This is a genomic window from Bifidobacterium sp. UMB1197, from assembly GCF_030217745.1.
GTDB classification, from domain to species: domain Bacteria; phylum Actinomycetota; class Actinomycetes; order Actinomycetales; family Bifidobacteriaceae; genus Bifidobacterium; species Bifidobacterium vaginale_B.
Genome location: NZ_JASOOL010000003.1, coordinates 34,567 through 52,632, shown reverse-complemented (window position 1 = coordinate 52,632; position 18,066 = coordinate 34,567). Strand labels below are relative to the sequence as shown.

Here is an 18,066-nt window from a genome sequence, read left to right as displayed (position 1 = left end):
ACTACTTGCGCTCAATCTGCTTCATCTCAAAGGTTTCGATTATATCGCCAAGCTCAATGTCGTTAAAGCTACCAAGGTTGATGCCTGCCTCATAGCCTTCGCTAACGGACTGAACGTCATCCTTAAACCTGCGCAAAGTGGAGATTTCAAGATCGTTAACGGTTGCAACGCCGTTTCGCAAAATACGGCACTTTGTACCACGCTTAACTTCGCCATCTTGAACCATAACGCCAGCAATATTGCCAAACTTGGACGAGCGGAAGATTTCGCGAATCTCGGAATGAGATGTAACAACCTCTTCAAACTCTGGCTTAAGCATACCCTTCAAAGCAGCTTCAATATCTTCGATTGCCTTGTAAATAACCGAGTAGTACTTAACTTCAACGCCTTCGCGATCTGCCAAGTCTGCAACCTGGCGATTAGGACGCACGTTAAAGCCAATAATAACGGCCTTATCGACTGTTGCAAGGTTAACATCGTTTTGCGTAATCGCGCCAACACCACGGTGAATAACCTGAATTCCAACTTCGTCGGAAACCTCAATCTTCATTAAGGAGTCTTCCAAAGCCTCAACGGAGCCAGAAGAATCACCCTTAATAACAATGTTAAGCATATCCACTTCGGACTTAGCAAACTGTTCCTTAAGGCTTTCAAGAGAAACAACCTTGCGGCGCTTTGCAAGCTGAGCCGCACGCTCCGTAGCCTGACGCTTTTCTGCAATCTGGCGAGCAGAACGATCGTCGGAAGTAACCAAGAACAAATCTCCTGCAGTTGGAACAGAAGTCAAACCAAGCACCTGAACTGGAGTGGAAGGACCTGCATCTTGCAAGTGATTGCCATTTTCGTCGAGCATTGCTCGAACGCGGCCATAAGACGTGCCTGCAACAATGGAATCTCCAACTTTAAGAGTTCCCTGCTGAACAAGAACCGTAGCAACAGCACCGCGGCCTTTATCCAAACGAGCTTCAACGGTTGCGCCGCGAGCATCCATGTTTGGATTTGCCTTAGGATCAAGCTCTGCATCGGTAGTCAAAAGAACAGCCTCAAGAAGCTTATCTACGTTGGTTCCTTGCTTTGCGGAAATATCCACAAACATTGTGTCGCCGCCGTATTCTTCTGGCACAAGACCGTACTCTGTAAGCTGGCCGCGCACCTTATCTGGGTTTGCTCCAGCAACATCAATTTTGTTTACTGCCACAACAATCGGCACGTGAGCAGCCTGCGCGTGGTTAATTGCCTCAACAGTTTGAGGCATAACGCCGTCGTCTGCTGCAACAACAAGAATTGCAACGTCTGTAAGCTCTGCGCCTCGAGCACGCATAGCTGTAAATGCTTCGTGGCCTGGAGTATCCAAGAACGTAATCTTGCGCTTGTCGCCGTCCAAAGTAACTGTAACCTGGTAAGCGCCGATGCGCTGCGTAATACCGCCAGCCTCACGCGCTATAACATTGGACTTGCGAATTGTATCGAGCAAACGAGTTTTACCGTGATCAACGTGGCCCATAACAGTAACAACTGGAGGACGCGTTACAAGATTATCGTCTTCTTGGAGCTCTTCTTCGTCTAAGTCAATGTCAAACTGCTGAAGAAGCTCTTTATCTTCCTCTTCTGCAGAAACAAGGTTAATATTCCAGCCGATTTCTTCGCCAAGAATCTGGAATGTTGTTTCATCCAAAGACTGCGTAGCTGTGGCCATTTCTCCAAGGTGGAACAAAACAGTAACCAAAGCTGCTGGATTTACATCAATCTTTTCTGCCAAATCAGAAAGCGTTGCTCCCTGGCGAAGGCGGATTGTAGCGCCATTACCAGAAGGAATACGCACGCCACCAATAACTGGTGCTTTAAGCTCTTCGTATTCCCTGCGCTTTGCAAGACGATTCTTACGAGCCTTAGAGGACTTTCCGCCCTGGCGACCAAACGCACCTGCAGCTCCTGCGCGACCGCGACCACCTCTAGATGGGCCAGCATTTGGAGCGCCTGCGGCTGCAGCCTGGAAGCTTGCCGCTTGATTTGCGTTAAAGCGCGACTCTGCAGATGGGCGAGAATTTGCTCCGCCGCCATTTGCGCCGCCTGAACGATGCGAACCTTGCCACTGCGAAGAACGATTTGCGCTGCCATTTGCGCCGCCCTGGCGATTTCCACCACGACCGCGACCGCGACCGCCGCCATTTCCATTGCCGCCATTAGCGCCACCAGCACCTGGCTTTGCTCCGCGAGCATTCTCTGCAGCCGCACCTGGGCGCGACATTGGGTGTGGACGAGGTATGTCTCCTGGTGTAGGCGCACGCATACCTTGCTTTCGGCTAAACGGATTGTTTCCTGGGCGAGGAGCAGACCCTGCGCCAGCGCCTTGGTGTGGACGAGGACGAGGAGGCATTTGTGCGGAACGATCTTGCTTAGCAGCACGAGATTCTGCGCCTCCGCGCTTTTCTGCACCGCGCTTTGAATCGCCAGCCTTTGAAGAATTATTAGGTTTTGCGCCACCAGCCGAAGGCTTAGGAGCTACAGAAGTCGAAGTGGAAGACCCATTAGAAGCCTTATTTACATCATGATTATCACGCGATTTTTGCGCAGAATTCTGATTTACAGAAGACTTTTGTTCAGACTTTTTTTGCTCAGACTTTTGATTGGTCTTATTTTCGGCATTTTGATCATGCGCTTGCGACTTTACGCTAGATGCAGAACCTGCAACTTTATTGGACGCGTGCTCAGCACTCTTAGGCGCAGAAGCCTTCGACTCGTTCTTTGCTGCAGGAGCCGAAGACCCAAATTCCGTCTTTAAGCGGCGCACAACAGGGGCCTCAACGGTTGAAGATGCGGATTTTACAAATTCACCCATGCTCTTCAAACGCTCTAATACGGTTTTGCTATCTACGCCAAATTCCTTGGCCAATTCGTATACACGCTTTTTTACCACTCAGTGTTCTCCTCAGTCTGCGGCAGCGCATACGAACGCAGCCACTTTATATTGTTATAAGATTCTTACTCTTATGCTTTTTATTTAGATATCTCATAGCGCGATATCTCATCGTGTAACCATGATTTCAACCATGATTTTGTACCTCGTTCCCTAGGCAAAAAGCTGTTTATAAGCCCAGATTGCAGCTCTTAGCTTACTCGAAACGTTGGATTCTCGGGAGTGTCGCAAGTTTGTTAAATGCTAGCAAAAATCTATTTCGCCGAATTAGAATCGGCGTTCATTTCTTCTTGCTTTTTAGCATGTTCTTCTGCAGACTCAATTCCAATCTTCCAGCCAGTGAGCTTTGCTGCAAGTCGCGCATTCTGACCTTCCTTGCCAATAGCAAGCGAAAGCTGAGAATCGTGAATAAAAGCAACAGCAGTCTGACTTTTTTCGCTAACAACACGAACTTCGGTTACGGTTGCTGGCGACAAAGCTGCGGAAACAAACTGAGCTGGATCTTCCGACCAATCAACAATATCGATTTTTTCTTGACCAAGATTTTCCAATACAGCACGAACACGGGAACCACCAGGGCCAATCAAAGCACCCTTTGGATTAACGCCTTCTGCATTAGCGCGCACAGCAATCTTAGTGCGAGCGCCAGCTTCTCGAGCAATCGCCATAATAGACACAGCTCCCGAAACAAGTTCTGGAACCTCTCGCTCAAAAAGTCTACGCACAAGATCTGGGTGAGACCTAGAAACAACTATTTCTGGGCCACGCAAACCGCGTGCAACATTAACAACATAAACTCGAATGCGTTCGCCGTGGCGGTATCTTTCTCCAGGAACCTGCTCTCTGCGAGGCAAAATGGCCTCAACATCTCCAACAGCAACGTGAATGTTAGAAGGATCTTTAGAATCCTGCTGAACAATTCCGTTAATCAACTTTCCTTTTTGACCAGAAAAAGCTCCAAATACGCGATCGTCTTCCACCTTGCGGAAAAGCTGAGTAATAACCTGACGAGCCGTAGCAGCAGCAAGACGACCAAAATCTCTAGGAGTATCGTCGTACTCTTCGCCAAGAGTATAAGGCGGGTGAGGATTATCTTCTGTAGGAACACCTGGGATTTCATCTCGTGCCCATACAGTAAAGCAGCCAGCGCGCTCATCTAACTCAACGCGAGCATGCCTGGCTGGGTGGGAAGTCTTCATGTATGCAAGACGCAAAGCCTCGGCGAGTGCTTCGTCCAGCTCATCGGCATTAATCCCCTGCTGAGCCGCAAGCTGATGCATTCCCGCCAAATCCAATTCCATCGTGCATGTCCTCCTGTTGATTCATTTATAAATTCACTTATAAAATTAATTTATTCTTCTTTTATGTTTTTTCACACATAACAAACACGCTAAAATCTAAGTTTAACAGGTCTGCAAAGCGCAAAATTTTATGACTATGATTAAAAATGTTAGACATAAAATGCTGAACAAAAAGCAATCCAACATTGGTCACAGTCACGGATTATTTTAGTAGATTATGCAGACACATTTTGTTTTGTTACAAAGCCTTGATTGGCGCACAAAACATTATCAAACACATGGCAAAAGGTGTTATAAATGCGCGGAAAAAAGTACTTTTTAACAGCTGCAATGCTTATTGCTACTACGCTGATTTTTAGCGCATGTTCTGGATCTAGGCAATTCAATAACACTGCTGTTCATTCTGCTAAAAATAACAATGCTTGCTACAAAGTTCTGCAAAGCGCAAAAACTAATCAAAAAATCGTAGATAAAAAGGGCAAAACTGCAACTAGCAAAGACTTGCAAAATGCTGCTCACTCTTGGAAAAACGTTGCAACGCAATGCAATAGTAGATTTGCACAAGGAGTTGTTTTTAGCGCGCAAAATACTTGGAAGTTGGTTAATTTAAGTCAAAGTGCAGAATCAAGTGCCAACGCGATTAAAATCGCAAATCAAATGGAATCAAACGTTTACAAAAAATTGTACGACTTTTCAAATAACACAAAAGACTTGCATTTATATTGGAATCACGACCCACTTGCACAAGCGGCATTAGAACAAGATAAACTCGCTTTTATGCTGCAGACTTTAGCAGCAAAAGATGTTGATAACGTTTCACTACGCCAAAGCGATATTACAGCTACGATTGCAAACACACTCATGCACTTTGCTTCAAACGGCAAAGACCTGCGACAAAAAGTGTACGAAATACCGCAAAAAAATCTGGACTCTGGTGTTGCAAAAGACGAAGCTAGCGAAAAAGATCTTCCAATAGTCGCAATAGCATACATGGATTGCGCACGAGGCGAACTAGACGCGCTAAATCAGGTGATTTTCCCAGCAGATAAAAACGGGAATGTGGATCATAATCAGATTTTTAGCAAAACGAATCAAGATTTTATTGATATTCTTGCAGACATTGCTATTTCGCACATTATAAGCGCGTACTCTTATGGATACCCTAGCGATTCTTCCGCGATTTTTGAACAATAGCACACTACGATTTATATAGCGCGTTTACGCCACAATATTCCCGAAAATGTTGCTCAACACGCCAAAATCAACAACAAAATCGGGAAGATTTTCCCGAGAATGTAGCTCAAAACCACAAAATCAACAACATAAAGCGGAAATATCACTCGCGCAAGTAAAAAGGGCTTCTAGCTAATCGCCAGAAACCCTAATCGCGGATGAAGCGAGATTTGAACTCGCGGAGGGTGTAGCCCTCACACGCTTTCGAGGCGTGCTCCTTAGACCGCTCGGACATTCATCCTTTGCGCAACACGCAAATGCTCAAAACGCAAATGCAAAAAGAAACGCAACTTTTCAATTGTAAAACAACCCTAGAATATACAAGCGCATGGCGCGTTGAGCTCATCCAAGCTCCTCAATCGTGCGCTTAGCGCGAATCGCGTTTGCGCGCGCCGCAAGCTCCTCGTCTTTAGGGTATTCAACATATTCCAAAGTCAAACCGTTTGCTGCAATCGGCCCTGTAGAGCCCTCTCTAATCGGATTTTCAATCTTATTTTTAAACCAATCAACTGAGCGCTTTGCGCACCCAACTTGCACGCACGCTCCAACAAGCGAACGAACCATATTATGCGCAAACGCGTCTGCAACAATAGTAAATTCAAGCAAACCGTTTTCAATGCTAGGAATTTTTCCAGTTGATTTAGATAAACAGCTCCCCTGGAAAACACGATTCCAAACAGCCTTTTTAACGCAGCGAATCGTAGTTCCACCAGGATTTGGCCGCGCAAAAGAGCCAAAATCATGCAAACCAACAATCAAAGACGCCGCCTGATTCATGGCATCAACGTTTAAATCGTAGTCAAGCTGCAACACAAAGCCACGCATGCGCGGATCCAAATTAGCGCGATTCGCCGCATCGCTAATCCTATACACGTACGTGCGATCCAGCGCAGAAAAACGAGCATCAAAACCGCTTGGCGCAATGCTTACGCTGTGAATTGAAATGTCTTTAGGCAAAACGCCACAGAGCCTATATTCCAAGGCTTTTACTGGCGTAAGATTTGTGTGACCAACGCAATTTTGCAAAACGAATTCCGAAACGTCTAAATGGCAAACCTGGTAAGATGCGTGAACGCCCGTATCTGTGCGGCCAGCAACGATAAGGCGCAAAGGTTCGCTAGCATCATCTTTATTTACGCGCAAAACCTTATGCAACGCGTCTTCCAAAACACCTTGAACAGTGCGCAAAGTAGGCTGCTTTGCCCAACCATAAAAATCGCCGCCATCATACGCTAAATCTAAACGAAGACGCATTCAAAACCTTTCCAAACAGACTTCCAAACAGACTTCCACTAGTTTTTCTTATCTGAACCGCCAGCGAGCGCAAAAGCACTCATAACGCTACGAATCAACTCATGTGTTTTTGAATCCATATGCATTGCAATCTTCAATAATTTAGGAACAACCTCCGACCAATGCGAAGACATCTCGTCGAAAGTCGAGTACCCCAAACTGCTAAACATGCTGTAAACGCTGTCGATTCTGCGCTTTCGCTCTTCAAACGGCAAATTCATCATCCACTCGTTTGCCGCCTTAGAAACGGCCAGAGCGCGCGGAGTTACACAATCGCAGTAGTCAAAATCGCCATCTTTAACTTGCCAATACATACCAAAATGTTGCATTAATCCAATTGAATCGGCAACTGTAACCTTATACGGCACTCCCGTATCCATAATCAATCCAATAAAAGCAGATTGCGGCACAACTTTTTCGATTCTGGAAACAACGCGAGAAAAAACCTTTGGATCAACAACGTCCGAGCCAAAACTAGGGCCGTCCATTGAGTAGATTTTACTAATGTGGTTTCCAAGGCTTCGATCTTGCGCATCCAATCTCATTGCCGCATATGCAGCCATATTCCCGCCTTTTGAATGGCCCACAACAAATATTTGAGGATTATCACTTAAATCGCAATCACTGCTATTTTCTAGATTGCTCTTATCTAAATCACTATTCTTAAAATCACTCTTATCTAAATCACTGTCTTCACTATTGTTCTTCTTATTAAACAAATTCGCAAAATAATCCGCAACACTGTTAAAAATCCTACGAATACCGCCACTTTTGCAAGAATCCTTGCACACTCGCCTAGATATAGAGTGCAAATACTCCGCCGCCGACTCCTGCGCGGGCACTGGGCAGCGAAACGCCATGTTAAAGTCTTCCTTCCAGCCAACAAGCGTGTTGTCTGTTCCCCTAAAAGCAACAACAAAGCAGCTAGAGCCAACGCAATCTGTCAAATCAAAAGTAACAGCCGCAAATTGCTGTTCGCAAGAGTCATCAATATTCGACTCGTCAAAACGTTCAAGAACCTCACCAACGCGCATACCGCGATACCTTGGGCTTGCTGCAACCGCCAAAAGTAGATTCTTGCGAAACTCATCTACCTTAGTAGAACCAGAGCTAAACATTGCCGAAAAATCCTCGCCGCGTAGCAAATCGCTTATAGGAACGGTTGCTACTGCGTTAGAATCGTCATTATATTTTGGAATCGATTCAGGCATGCAAACATACGCCAACTCGCATAAAATAAGCGAATCTACGGCATTGAATTTTCGATCTTTAAAGTTAGTAAAATCGGTATTCATTAAATCGAGAATATTTGACATAGTTCAATAGTAGTTGATACCAGATATAGAAAAGATATGTCAGATATAGAAAAAACGGGCTGGAGAAATCTCCAACCCGTTTAATAAACCTTTATGCTGGCGATTAATCGCCAAAGATTTACTTACCGATGCATCAAGATGCTAATCTCAACTACTCAGCTGCTTCTTCTTTAGCTGCAACCTTAGTAGCGGACTCAGCTTCCTTAACAACAGCCTTCTTTGGGCTTACTGGCTCAACAACAAGCTCGATAATAGCCTGTGGAGCAGTGTCACCACGACGAGGGGCCATCTTAACGATGCGAGTATAGCCACCTTCACGCTGCTTCATCTGCTCAGCAATCTGAGTGAAAAGCATGTGAACAACGGACTTATTGCGAATTACGCGCAACACGCGGCGGCGCGAATGCAAATCGCCACGCTTAGCGAATGTTACCAAACGCTCAGCGAGTGGACGAAGACGCTTTGCCTTTGGCAAAGTAGTCACAATACGACCGTGCTGGAAGAGGCTTGTAGCCATATTGGCCAGCATCAGGCGCTCATGCGCTGGGCTAGAAGCCAGACGAGGCCCTTGTTTCGGTGTAGGCATTATTACTCCTTATTGCCGCGGAATTCAGGTGGGCAAAAACCCGAACATCCAAAAACCGCGACGATTTGCGGTGGTTGTTTACTCGTCTTCTGGCGAGAAGAACGTGCCACCTTCGAGATTATTGGCGTCAAAGCCAAGCGGTGAAGGCTTAAGAGACAATCCCATGGATTGCAACTTTTCTTTAACCTCATCGATGGATTTCATGCCGAAATTACGAATATCGAGCAAATCCTGCTCAGTGTGGACTACCAGCTCGCCGACTGTGTGGATTCCCTCACGCTTCAAGCAGTTGTAGCTGCGCTGCGTAAGGTTCAAATCCTCAATCGGAGTAGCCATCTGGGAATCAGCTTCCTCCATGACTGGTGCTGGACCAACTTCAACACCCTCAGCATCGACGTTAAGCTCACGGCAAAGACCGAAAAGCTCAACCAAAGTCGAACCTGCGGACGCAACTGCGTCGCGTGGTGTAATAGCTGGCTTGGTTTCCACATCCAGGATTAGCTTATCGAAGTCCGTGCGCTGTTCCACGCGGGTAGCTTCGACCTTATAGCTCACCTTCAAAACTGGCGAGTAGATCGAATCCACTGGAATGCGACCGATTTCGCTGTTTTCCTGCTTATTCATCTGAGCAGGCACGTAGCCACGACCACGCTCCACAGTGAACTCAATTTCGAGCTCGCCATCTTCAGCAAGTGTAGCGATATGCATCTGTGGATTGGCAATAGTAACGCCAGCAGGAGGAGTAATATCTCCAGCTGTTGCTTCACCTTTACCGCTCTTGCGTAGATACATCACTACAGGCTCGTCGTACTCACTTGTAAGCACGATGCCCTTGATGTTCAGCAGGATTTCAGTGACATCCTCTTCAACACCTGGCAGAGTCGTGAACTCATGAAGAGCGCCAGAGATGCGTACCGAAGTAACGGCCGCACCTGGAATGGAGCTCAACAGGGTACGACGCAGCGAATTGCCGAGCGTGTATCCGAAACCTGGTTCCAACGGCTCAATAGTAAAGCGAGAACGCTGGGGATTCAGTGATTCCTCGGTAAGTGTTGGACGCTGTGCGATAAGCACTTTTGTATCCTTTCAGCTTCTGGTCGGTGGTGCACTCGCCGCCCATAAGCGGGTTGGATGGATGGATTCGTAAGAGTGCTCAGACGCGGCGACGCTTTGGTGGGCGAACGCCGTTATGCGCTTGTGGGGTGACGTCGGTAATAGAACCGACTTCAAGACCCGCGGACTGAAGGGAACGGATTGCGGTTTCGCGACCGGAACCTGGACCCTTAACAAACACGTCGACCTTTTTAAGGCCATGTTCCATTGCCTTACGAGCGGCAGACTCAGCGGCCATACCTGCAGCGTAAGGAGTCGACTTACGGGAACCCTTAAAGCCGACATCGCCACCAGAAGCCCAAGAGAGGACTGCACCCGATGGATCGGTGATGGAAATAATCGTGTTATTGAATGTTGATTTAATATGCGCCTGCCCAACCGGTACCGACTTGCGGTCCCGGCGACGCGGCTTGCGCGAGGCTTGCTTTGCAGCTGCCATTGACCCTCGTTTCCTATGACGAATTAGTTGGTATGTCTAGGCGATGAGAATTAACTCGTGGCCTAGAGCCGACCACCGACTATCGGGTGGCCTTCTTCTTCCCGGCGACAGTACGCTTTGGACCCTTGCGGGTACGAGCATTAGTCTTAGTACGCTGACCACGCACAGGAAGACCCTTGCGATGACGCTGGCCTTGATAGCAGTTGATCTGAATCTTACGACGGATGTCGGCGTCGATTTCACGACGCAAATCGCCTTCAATCTTGTAGTTGGCCTCAAGATAATCACGCAAAGTGATTAACTGTTCATCCGTAAGATCCTTGACGCGGGTATCCGGATTAACACCGGTCGCGGCAAGCGTTTCCTTAGCGCGAGTGCGACCTACACCAAAAATATAGGTGAGGGCAATCTCAATGCGCTTCTCATTGGGAATATCTACTCCGGCAAGACGTGCCATTGTAATTCCTTTACTATTACGCAGGTCGTGCACCAAGTCTCCCGCAATAATAGCAATTGATTGCGGCCTGGGCCTGCGCACCCAGGGTTCAGCTTAAGCTGCGACTTAGCGCCTTATTCCTTTATCTTCGCGGTGGAGATCCACTCAGCCCTGACGCTGCTTATGACGTGGGTTGATGCAAATCACCATGACGCGACCGTGACGGCGGATCACGCGGCAGTTTTCGCAGATCCTCTTCACGCTAGGGCTGACCTTCATGGTTTTCCTTTGCTTGTACCTTTACTTATAACGGTACGTAATACGTCCGCGGTTCAAATCGTAAGGACTCATCTCCAGCACAACACGATCTTGCGGAAGAATACGAATGTAATTCTTGCGCATTTTCCCCGAAATCGTAGCTAGTACAATGTGCTCGTTCTCAAGCTGAACGCGAAACATCGCGTTAGGCAGTGCTTCCACTACCGTGCCTTCGACTTCAATCACACCGTCTTTTGCCATGAGCCTCGTTCCGTTCCTTGGACATACTACTTCGCGCATCCGAAGACACGCCAATCTTCTATGATACAGTAAATGCGCCCAATACAACACTCGGCGTGTCGCAAGGACGCATTTATAGTACAAAGATTTTTCTTATACCAAAGATTCAACTATGCGATTGTTGATTTCGGCAATGTCTCCAACGCCATCAACCTCAACAAGCTGACCACGGCTTTCATAAATATCCAGCAATGGAGCTGTTTCCTTCTCGTAGGTTTCCAAACGCTTAGCAATCACTTCTGGAGTGTCGTCGGAACGACCCTGCTCAATAGCACGCTTTTGCATGCGCTCAAGCAAAACCTCACGCTCCGCCTCAAGAGCAACAACATGATCCAAAGGAGTTCCAAGCTCTTCAAGCATAAGATCAAGAGCCTTAACCTGAGAAGCATTACGTGGATAGCCATCCAGAATCCAACCATTCTTTGCATCATCTTGAGCAAGACGATCCTTAACAATGCTATTGGTTAATTCATCTGGAACAAGCTCACCTTTATCGAGATAACCTTGAACCTTTTTTCCAAGCTCCGTTTGATTCTTTAGGTTGTAACGGAAAATGTCGCCAGTGGAAATAGCAGGAATATTGTAATGCTCGGCAAGCAAAGCAGCCTGAGTACCCTTACCTACTCCTTGCGGTCCCATAATTAGCAATCGCATATTAATCTCCTTGTTTTATGCTCCATTGCAATCTTGCAAAACCTTAACAATCTTATTTGTAACAATCCTATTTGCTGGCAGCAACAGCAGACTGCTTATTTTTGCCGTGATCAAACAGGAATCCAGCATACTGGAATTGCTCCGTTTGAGCCTTAGCTTGGCGCAAAGTATCCAAGCCAACGCCTGCAATAATAAGAATTGTTGTACCACCAAATGGAAGCTTCATATTAAGGTGCAAAGACATAATCAAAACTGTTGGAATCAAAGCAACAAACAGTAAGTAGATAGCACCAACTGTGTTAAGTCTGTTCATAACGTAGCTAAGATAATGGCTTGTAGCGCTACCAGCACGAATGCCAGGAATAAAGCCGCCGTATTCCTTCATGTTGTCTGCAGTTTCATCTGGATTAAAAGTAATCTCGGTGTAGAAGAAGCAGAAGAACACAATCATAACAGTGTACAGAACAATGTACCAAGCAGAAGTGGAATTAGCTAAATTAGCATTAATCCAGCGCACCCAGCCCTTGCTGCTGTCTCCAAATTGAGCAAGAAGAGTTGGAATAGCAAGAATAGAAGATGCAAAGATTGGTGGAATAACACCACTCATATTTACCTTTAATGGCAAGTAGGTGGAAGAGCCACCATACATCTTTCTACCAATCATTCGACGTGTGTACTGAACAGGGATTCTACGCTGTGCAAGTTCCACAAAGTCAACGAAGATAAGAATAACAAGAAAAACGCCAGCAACAATGGAGAACTTAGTCCAATCTCCATTAAGACCATTAGTACCCCAACCAATTTCCCACAACTTTGGAAGGAATCCAGAGCAGATGGACATAAAGATTAATACAGACATGCCTTGGCCAATACCCTTATCGGTAATAAGCTCTGCCATCCACATTATGAGGCCAGTGCCACCAGTCATGATTAAGACCATTACAATAAGGCTCCACATAGAACCGTCTGGAATAACCTGACCACACTGATAGTTGAATAACGCACCAGAACGAGCTGTAACCAAAATGGTGGTGGACTGTAAAATAGCCAAGCCAATGGTCAAATAACGCGTATACTGAGTAAGCTTTGTTTCTCCAGACTGACCCTCTTTATGAAGAGCCTCAAATCGAGGAATTACAACTCTAAGCAGCTGAATAACAATGGACGCAGTAATGTATGGCATAACGCCCAATGCAAAAATCGAAAGCTGCAAAAGAGAACCGCCAGAGAACAGGTTCACCAAACCAATAAAGTTCTCGCTAGAAGAAGCCAACTTAGCAGTACAAGCTCGAATAACTTTGTAGTCAACTCCAGGAATTGGAATAAAAGAACCAATCCTGTAGATGATAATCATTGCGAAGACGAAGAGGATCTTGTTCCTCAGCTCCTTCGTTTTGAAGGCCTGGATTAACGTTTTCACCTGGGTCTTCCTCCCTTTTTTGCGCTACAATCTAGGCGCATCAGTAAAAAAACAAACTCTGAGGCAATAGTTTATATCACGGTACATACCGAAACAATGGTTCCGTGAGTTGTGTAATAAATAATCCCCCTAGCCTAAAGCTAGAGGGATTATTGAACAGTTAAATCACTGCGTATTAGCTAATCGACTAATTAGCTGAGTATTACTACTCTTCGCTAACAGAGCCGCCAGCAGCTTCAATCTTGGCCTTAGCAGATGCAGAAGCCTTAACTCCCTTAAGAGTTAGAGCAACCTTAAGATCGCCATCGCCCAAAACCTTAACTGGGTAACCATCACGCACAGCGCCCTTAACTACCAAATCAGCAACAGTGACTTCGCCACCCTTTGGGAAGAGTTCTGCAAGGGCTGCAACATTAACAACCTGGAACTCCTTCTTGAATGGGCTCTTAAAGCCACGAAGCTTAGGCAAGCGCATGTAAAGTGGAAGCTGGCCGCCTTCAAAGCCTGGACGAACTTGGTAACGCTTCTTCGTACCTTTGTCTCCACGACCCGAAGTCTTACCCTTAGAGCCTTCACCACGACCCACGCGGATGCGATCCTTCTTAGCTCCTGGAGCTGGACGCAACGTGTGCATGTGCAACATTGGTTCTTCATTAGCCATAATCAGTCAACCTCCTCAACGCTTAGCAAGTGGCGAACGGCCATAACCAAGCCACGATTGACTGGATTGTCCTCGCGAACAACGCTCTGGCCAATCTTGTGAAGGCCAAGAGTCTTAACGTTCGCGCGCTGACGCTCGGTGGAATGAACCAAACCGTGCACCAGAGTGATCTTTAAGTTAGCCATCACTCACCATCCTTTGCCTGGGCAGCCTTAGCAGCCTGAGCTTCTTCACGAGCCTTGCGAGCTTCGGCAATACCAGCAGCGCGCTCACGAAGCAATGCGTCTGGTGCAACTTCCTCGAGGGAAAGTCCACGACGAGCGCAAATTTCTTCTGGCTCTTCAAGCTTCTTCAAAGCATCCACAGTAGCGCGAACCACGTTAACAGCGGTTGCGGAGCCCATGGACTTGGTGAGGATATCGGTAATGCCAGCGCACTCCATAACAGCACGCACAGCGCCACCTGCGATTACACCAGTACCTGGAGCAGCTGGACGAAGCAAAACTGTACCAGCAGCATCGTGACCCAACACAGGGTGGGTAACGGTGCCACGAATGCGTGGAACAGTAAACATGTGCTTCTTAGCGTCAAGCTGACCCTTAGCGATAGCTGCTGGAACTTCGCGAGACTTACCGTAACCAACACCAACAGTGCCCTTACCGTCGCCAACAACAACAAGTGCTGCAAAGCTAAAGGTACGACCACCCTTGTGGGTCTTGGAAACACGGTTAATAGTAACTACGCGATCCAAAAGCTCTTCGCCGCGGTTTTCTTCACGACGGTTACGACGCTCGCTACGCTTACCTTCGCCCTTAGAACGACGGGAACGACGATCGTCGGTACGCTCCTCAGCGGATGCCTGAGTGTTCTGAGTTTCTTCAGCCACTTGGGTTTCCTTTTCGTTATCGCTCACAGTGCTAGACCTCCCTGACGGGCGCCTTCAGCTACGGCTGCGACGCGACCATGATACTTATTACCGCCACGATCGAAGATAACAGCGGTGATTCCCGCTTCCTTCGCCTTGGCTGCGATTAACTCGCCAACCTTGGTAGCAGCTTCAGTCTTCGTACCAGTAAAACCAGCGAAGTCAGAAGTCAAGGTGGAAGCGCTTACAAGGGTAAGACCCTTGGTGTCATCCACAATCTGAGCAACCATGTGACGGTTAGAACGAGAAACTACCAAACGTGGGCGCTCTGGAGTACCAGAAATGCGCTTACGAAGACGGGCGTGACGACGCAAACGTGCGACTTTGGTACCCTTACCGAAAATCTTAACGCTCATATCACTTACCAGCCTTTCCAGCCTTGCGCAAAATACGCTCATCGCTGTACTTAATGCCCTTGCCCTTATAAGGTTCTGGAGCACGAAGCTTGCGAATGTTAGCGGCAGCCTGACCAACGGCCTGCTTGTCAGTACCCTTGACGATTACCTGATTTGCGTTTGGCAATTCAAACTCAATGCCCTCAGGTGGCTGAACGGTAATGGTGTGCGAATAACCGAGCGAGAACTCAATGCCCTTGCCCTTCATTACAGCACGATAACCAGTTCCAACAATGTCTAGAGTCTTGGTGTAGCCTTCGTGCACACCCTTAACCATAGACGCCACGATTGCGCGAGCCAAACCGTGCTTTGCACGAGTTGGACGCAAATCGTCAACTGGGGTCAAAACAATCTTGCCATCAGCAACTTCAGCGGTAATACCTTCTGGAATTACATAGGAATCAGAGCCCTTAGCACCCTTAGCGCTAAAGGACTGACCTTCAATCTTAACTTCCACGCCTGCAGGAATGTCGACGGGGAGCTTACCAATATGCGATGCCATTTTCAGCTCTCCTTTCTCACCATACGTAGGCGACAATCTCGCCGCCAATGCCTCGATCGAGGCATTCCTTCTGAGTCAACAATCCCGAGCTGGTCGAGATAATAGCGATACCGAGACCGCCAAGAGGCATAGGCAAAGAATCAGACTTTGCGTAACGACGCAAGCCTGGCTTAGAAATGCGCTTAATGCCCTGGATGGAACGCTGACCATTGGAGCCATACTTTAAAGTGACTTCCAAAGTCTGTCCAACCTTAGCTTCTTTAGCAGCGAAGTCTTTAATATAGCCTTCGCGCTTAAGAATCTCGGCGATATTCGCCTTGAACTTGGAGTACGGCATTTCCACGATATCGTGCTTTGCCGCGCTCGCATTACGCAGACGTGTCAACATGTCTGCGATAGGATCTGTCATTGTCATGTTGGGCTAACGCCCTTTCTCGCCGTGGTTTCCACCGCCTGTTTGTTTTAATTAATAAAGCAGTGGACCTTCAGCGTCGATATTTACCAACTGGACTTCGTAACACCCGGCAGTTCACCGCGATGTGCCTTTTCACGAAGGCATACACGGCACAGACCGAACTTGCGATACACGGAGTGAGGACGACCACAAACCTGGCAACGCGTATAAGCGCGCACCTTGAACTTCGGCTTAGCGGCCGCCTTGTTTTTCAGAGCGGTTTTTGCCATATCAGTTCTCCTTGAATGGGAAACCGAGGTGCTTAAGTAGCGACTTCGCTTCCACATCGTCCTTGGTGGTGGTCACCACGGTGATGTCCATACCACGCTGATGATCAATCGAATCAGGATCAATCTCGTGGAACATTGACTGCTCCGTAAGACCGAAGTTGTAGTTACCCTGACCGTCGAACTGGTTGCCATTAATACCACGGAAATCGCGGATACGTGGCAGAGCCAGAGTGAGCAAACGATCCAAGAACTCCCACATACGATCACCGCGAAGAGTTACGTAAGCGCCAATAGCCTGACCTTCGCGCAAATGGAACTGCGCAACAGACTTCTTAGCCTTGGTAACCTTTGGCTTCTGACCAGTAATCAAAGTGAGATCCTTAATCGCACCTTCGATGAGCTTGGAATCACGAGCTGCAGCGCCAACGCCCATAGAGACGACGACCTTCTGCAAACGAGCCACCTGCATAGGATTAGTGTGGCCAAATTCCTTTTCCAAAGCTGGAACGATTTGATCATTGTATTGCTGCTTTAAGCGCGGAGTTGCCGGCGCCTCAACTGTAGTATCGGTCATGCCAGCTCCTTTCCGGACTTCTTAGCTACACGCACGCGCACGGTCTTTACCTTGCCGTCGCGAGCTTCTTGCTTAACAATCACGCCCACGCGGGTTGGCTGCTTGGTCTCTGGGTCAATCACCATAACGTTAGAACGGTGAATTGGAGCCTCAACAGAGACGATGCCTGCCTGCTGACCCTGCTGGGTAGCACGCACATGCTTCTTAACAACCTGAACACCCTCGACGATCAAACGGTCTTCGGCGAGTACACGAAGTACTTTGCCTTCCTTACCGCGATCCTTGCCGCGGATAACCTTTACCTGGTCGCCGGACTTAATCTTGGCTACCATCTCAGATCACCTCCGGGGCGAGGGACACAATCTTCATGAAGCGCTTATCGCGCAATTCACGACCGACTGGTCCAAAGATACGAGTGCCCTTTGGTTCACGGCCAGAGCCGAGAATAACAGCGGCGTTCTCGTCGAACTTAATATAGGAACCATCAACACGACGATGTTCCTTGACAGTACGGACGACGACAGCCTTAACTACGTCGCCTTTCTTGACCGACCCGCCAGGAATAGCATCCTTAACGGAGGCGACGATAATGTCGCCGATGCCGGCATAGCGTCGCTTCGATCCACCGAGCACGCGGATGGCAAGCAATTCCTTAGCACCCGTGTTGTCGGCGACATGAAGCCGCGTTTCCTGCTGAATCATTGATTCTCCTTAGTCGAGCTGGTTCTCCCCGCTCACCCGTACCGCTCAAATAAGCAGCACAGGTGAAGCGCGGAGCCTTGCTGAACTTGTTTACTTGGCGCGCTCGATAATCGAGTCGAGACGCCAACGCTTGGTCTTGCTCAAAGGACGAGTTTCCATAATACTCACGAGGTCGCCAATATGCGCCTCATTGTGTTCATCATGGGCCTTGACCTTGCGGGTGGAGCGGACGACTTTACCGTAAAGTGGGTGTGTCGAACGCTGCTCCAACTCCACGGCAATCGTCTTGTCCATGGCCTCGGACACGACGTAGCCGCGACGAACCTTGCGGAAGTTGCGCTCTTGGTTCTCAGCCAT

The 18,066-nt window shown here is 47.8% G+C and carries 24 protein-coding genes and 1 tRNA gene; 1 reads left to right on the top strand and 24 read right to left on the bottom strand.

The window, feature by feature from the left end; all coding sequences use genetic code 11:
* Nucleotide 1: 1 nt before the first annotated feature.
* Both infB and nusA read right to left on the bottom strand, forming a co-directional pair.
* On the bottom strand, nt 2–2,917 hold the full coding sequence (infB, locus tag QP420_RS02815) for a translation initiation factor IF-2 (protein WP_481616483.1): 2,916 nt from the start codon (nt 2,915–2,917) through the stop codon (nt 2–4).
* 254 nt (nt 2,918–3,171) lie between these two features.
* Entirely contained in the window at nt 3,172–4,218 is a 1,047-nt protein-coding gene (gene nusA, locus QP420_RS02810) for a transcription termination factor NusA (RefSeq protein ID WP_060786843.1), read from the bottom strand.
* Nucleotides 4,219–4,515: 297 nt separating this feature from the next.
* Here nusA and QP420_RS02805 point away from each other — a divergent pair, with 297 nt between their 5' ends.
* Nucleotides 4,516–5,412 (top strand): hypothetical protein, encoded by an 897-nt coding sequence (locus tag QP420_RS02805; protein ID WP_481616482.1) that lies wholly within the window; start codon nt 4,516–4,518, stop codon nt 5,410–5,412.
* 194 nt (nt 5,413–5,606) lie between these two features.
* Here the strand turns inward: QP420_RS02805 and QP420_RS02800 are convergent.
* The 22 genes from QP420_RS02800 to rpsQ all read right to left on the bottom strand — a co-directional run bounded on the left by QP420_RS02800 (nt 5,607) and on the right by rpsQ (nt 18,066).
* A tRNA-Ser gene (locus QP420_RS02800) sits at nt 5,607–5,692 on the bottom strand.
* A gap of 101 nt (nt 5,693–5,793) precedes the next feature.
* Nucleotides 5,794–6,705 (bottom strand): tRNA pseudouridine(38-40) synthase TruA, encoded by a 912-nt coding sequence (truA, locus tag QP420_RS02795; RefSeq protein ID WP_481616481.1) that lies wholly within the window; start codon nt 6,703–6,705, stop codon nt 5,794–5,796.
* A gap of 38 nt (nt 6,706–6,743) precedes the next feature.
* Nucleotides 6,744–8,060 (bottom strand): Mbeg1-like protein, encoded by a 1,317-nt coding sequence (locus QP420_RS02790; RefSeq protein ID WP_481616480.1) that lies wholly within the window; start codon nt 8,058–8,060, stop codon nt 6,744–6,746.
* 151 nt (nt 8,061–8,211) lie between these two features.
* The gene (gene rplQ / locus QP420_RS02785; RefSeq protein WP_004131707.1) at nt 8,212–8,646 is read right to left on the bottom strand and encodes a 50S ribosomal protein L17; all 435 of its coding nucleotides are present in this window, start codon (nt 8,644–8,646) and stop codon (nt 8,212–8,214) included.
* Between the two features lie 78 nt (nt 8,647–8,724).
* Complete coding sequence (locus QP420_RS02780; protein WP_060786840.1) at nt 8,725–9,720, bottom strand: DNA-directed RNA polymerase subunit alpha; 996 nt, start codon at nt 9,718–9,720, stop codon at nt 8,725–8,727.
* 79 nt (nt 9,721–9,799) lie between these two features.
* Nucleotides 9,800–10,198: a 30S ribosomal protein S11 gene (gene rpsK, locus QP420_RS02775; RefSeq protein ID WP_004105468.1), complete on the bottom strand. Its 399-nt coding sequence runs from the start codon at nt 10,196–10,198 to the stop codon at nt 9,800–9,802.
* Between the two features lie 79 nt (nt 10,199–10,277).
* Nucleotides 10,278–10,655 carry a 30S ribosomal protein S13 gene (gene rpsM / locus QP420_RS02770; protein WP_004105472.1) on the bottom strand — a complete coding sequence of 126 codons (378 nt, stop codon included), beginning with the start codon at nt 10,653–10,655 and terminating at the stop codon, nt 10,278–10,280.
* 144 nt (nt 10,656–10,799) lie between these two features.
* Entirely contained in the window at nt 10,800–10,913 is a 114-nt protein-coding gene (gene rpmJ, locus QP420_RS02765; protein WP_003842636.1) for a 50S ribosomal protein L36, read from the bottom strand.
* 21 nt (nt 10,914–10,934) lie between these two features.
* Nucleotides 10,935–11,153, bottom strand: a complete 219-nt coding sequence (gene infA / locus QP420_RS02760; RefSeq protein WP_004105485.1) for a translation initiation factor IF-1 — start codon at nt 11,151–11,153, stop codon at nt 10,935–10,937.
* Nucleotides 11,154–11,285: 132 nt separating this feature from the next.
* Nucleotides 11,286–11,846, bottom strand: a complete 561-nt coding sequence (locus QP420_RS02755; RefSeq protein ID WP_060786839.1) for an adenylate kinase — start codon at nt 11,844–11,846, stop codon at nt 11,286–11,288.
* 67 nt (nt 11,847–11,913) lie between these two features.
* Entirely contained in the window at nt 11,914–13,266 is a 1,353-nt protein-coding gene (secY, locus tag QP420_RS02750) for a preprotein translocase subunit SecY (protein WP_060786838.1), read from the bottom strand.
* Nucleotides 13,267–13,471: 205 nt separating this feature from the next.
* Nucleotides 13,472–13,927 carry a 50S ribosomal protein L15 gene (gene rplO / locus QP420_RS02745; protein WP_004131703.1) on the bottom strand — a complete coding sequence of 152 codons (456 nt, stop codon included), beginning with the start codon at nt 13,925–13,927 and terminating at the stop codon, nt 13,472–13,474.
* Between the two features lie 2 nt (nt 13,928–13,929).
* Nucleotides 13,930–14,112 carry a 50S ribosomal protein L30 gene (gene rpmD / locus QP420_RS02740; RefSeq protein WP_060786837.1) on the bottom strand — a complete coding sequence of 61 codons (183 nt, stop codon included), beginning with the start codon at nt 14,110–14,112 and terminating at the stop codon, nt 13,930–13,932.
* Nucleotides 14,112–14,840, bottom strand: coding sequence for a 30S ribosomal protein S5 (rpsE, locus tag QP420_RS02735; RefSeq protein WP_060786836.1), 729 nt, complete (start codon nt 14,838–14,840; stop codon nt 14,112–14,114). Before rpsE ends, rpmD begins: the two co-directional genes overlap by 1 nt.
* Nucleotides 14,837–15,208: a 50S ribosomal protein L18 gene (gene rplR, locus QP420_RS02730; protein WP_004114376.1), complete on the bottom strand. Its 372-nt coding sequence runs from the start codon at nt 15,206–15,208 to the stop codon at nt 14,837–14,839. Before rplR ends, rpsE begins: the two co-directional genes overlap by 4 nt.
* A gap of 1 nt (nt 15,209) precedes the next feature.
* Nucleotides 15,210–15,749 (bottom strand): 50S ribosomal protein L6, encoded by a 540-nt coding sequence (rplF, locus tag QP420_RS02725; protein WP_060786835.1) that lies wholly within the window; start codon nt 15,747–15,749, stop codon nt 15,210–15,212.
* Between the two features lie 16 nt (nt 15,750–15,765).
* Complete coding sequence (gene rpsH / locus QP420_RS02720; protein ID WP_004131699.1) at nt 15,766–16,164, bottom strand: 30S ribosomal protein S8; 399 nt, start codon at nt 16,162–16,164, stop codon at nt 15,766–15,768.
* A gap of 83 nt (nt 16,165–16,247) precedes the next feature.
* Nucleotides 16,248–16,433 (bottom strand): type Z 30S ribosomal protein S14, encoded by a 186-nt coding sequence (locus QP420_RS02715; RefSeq protein ID WP_004114370.1) that lies wholly within the window; start codon nt 16,431–16,433, stop codon nt 16,248–16,250.
* Nucleotide 16,434: 1 nt separating this feature from the next.
* Nucleotides 16,435–17,007, bottom strand: a complete 573-nt coding sequence (gene rplE / locus QP420_RS02710) for a 50S ribosomal protein L5 (RefSeq protein WP_004114368.1) — start codon at nt 17,005–17,007, stop codon at nt 16,435–16,437.
* The gene (gene rplX, locus QP420_RS02705; RefSeq protein ID WP_004114367.1) at nt 17,004–17,339 is read right to left on the bottom strand and encodes a 50S ribosomal protein L24; all 336 of its coding nucleotides are present in this window, start codon (nt 17,337–17,339) and stop codon (nt 17,004–17,006) included. The genes rplE and rplX overlap by 4 nt, the downstream gene beginning before the upstream one ends.
* A 1-nt stretch (nt 17,340) precedes the next feature.
* On the bottom strand, nt 17,341–17,709 hold the full coding sequence (rplN, locus tag QP420_RS02700) for a 50S ribosomal protein L14 (RefSeq protein WP_004114366.1): 369 nt from the start codon (nt 17,707–17,709) through the stop codon (nt 17,341–17,343).
* Between the two features lie 90 nt (nt 17,710–17,799).
* On the bottom strand, nt 17,800–18,066 hold the full coding sequence (gene rpsQ / locus QP420_RS02695; protein WP_004114365.1) for a 30S ribosomal protein S17: 267 nt from the start codon (nt 18,064–18,066) through the stop codon (nt 17,800–17,802).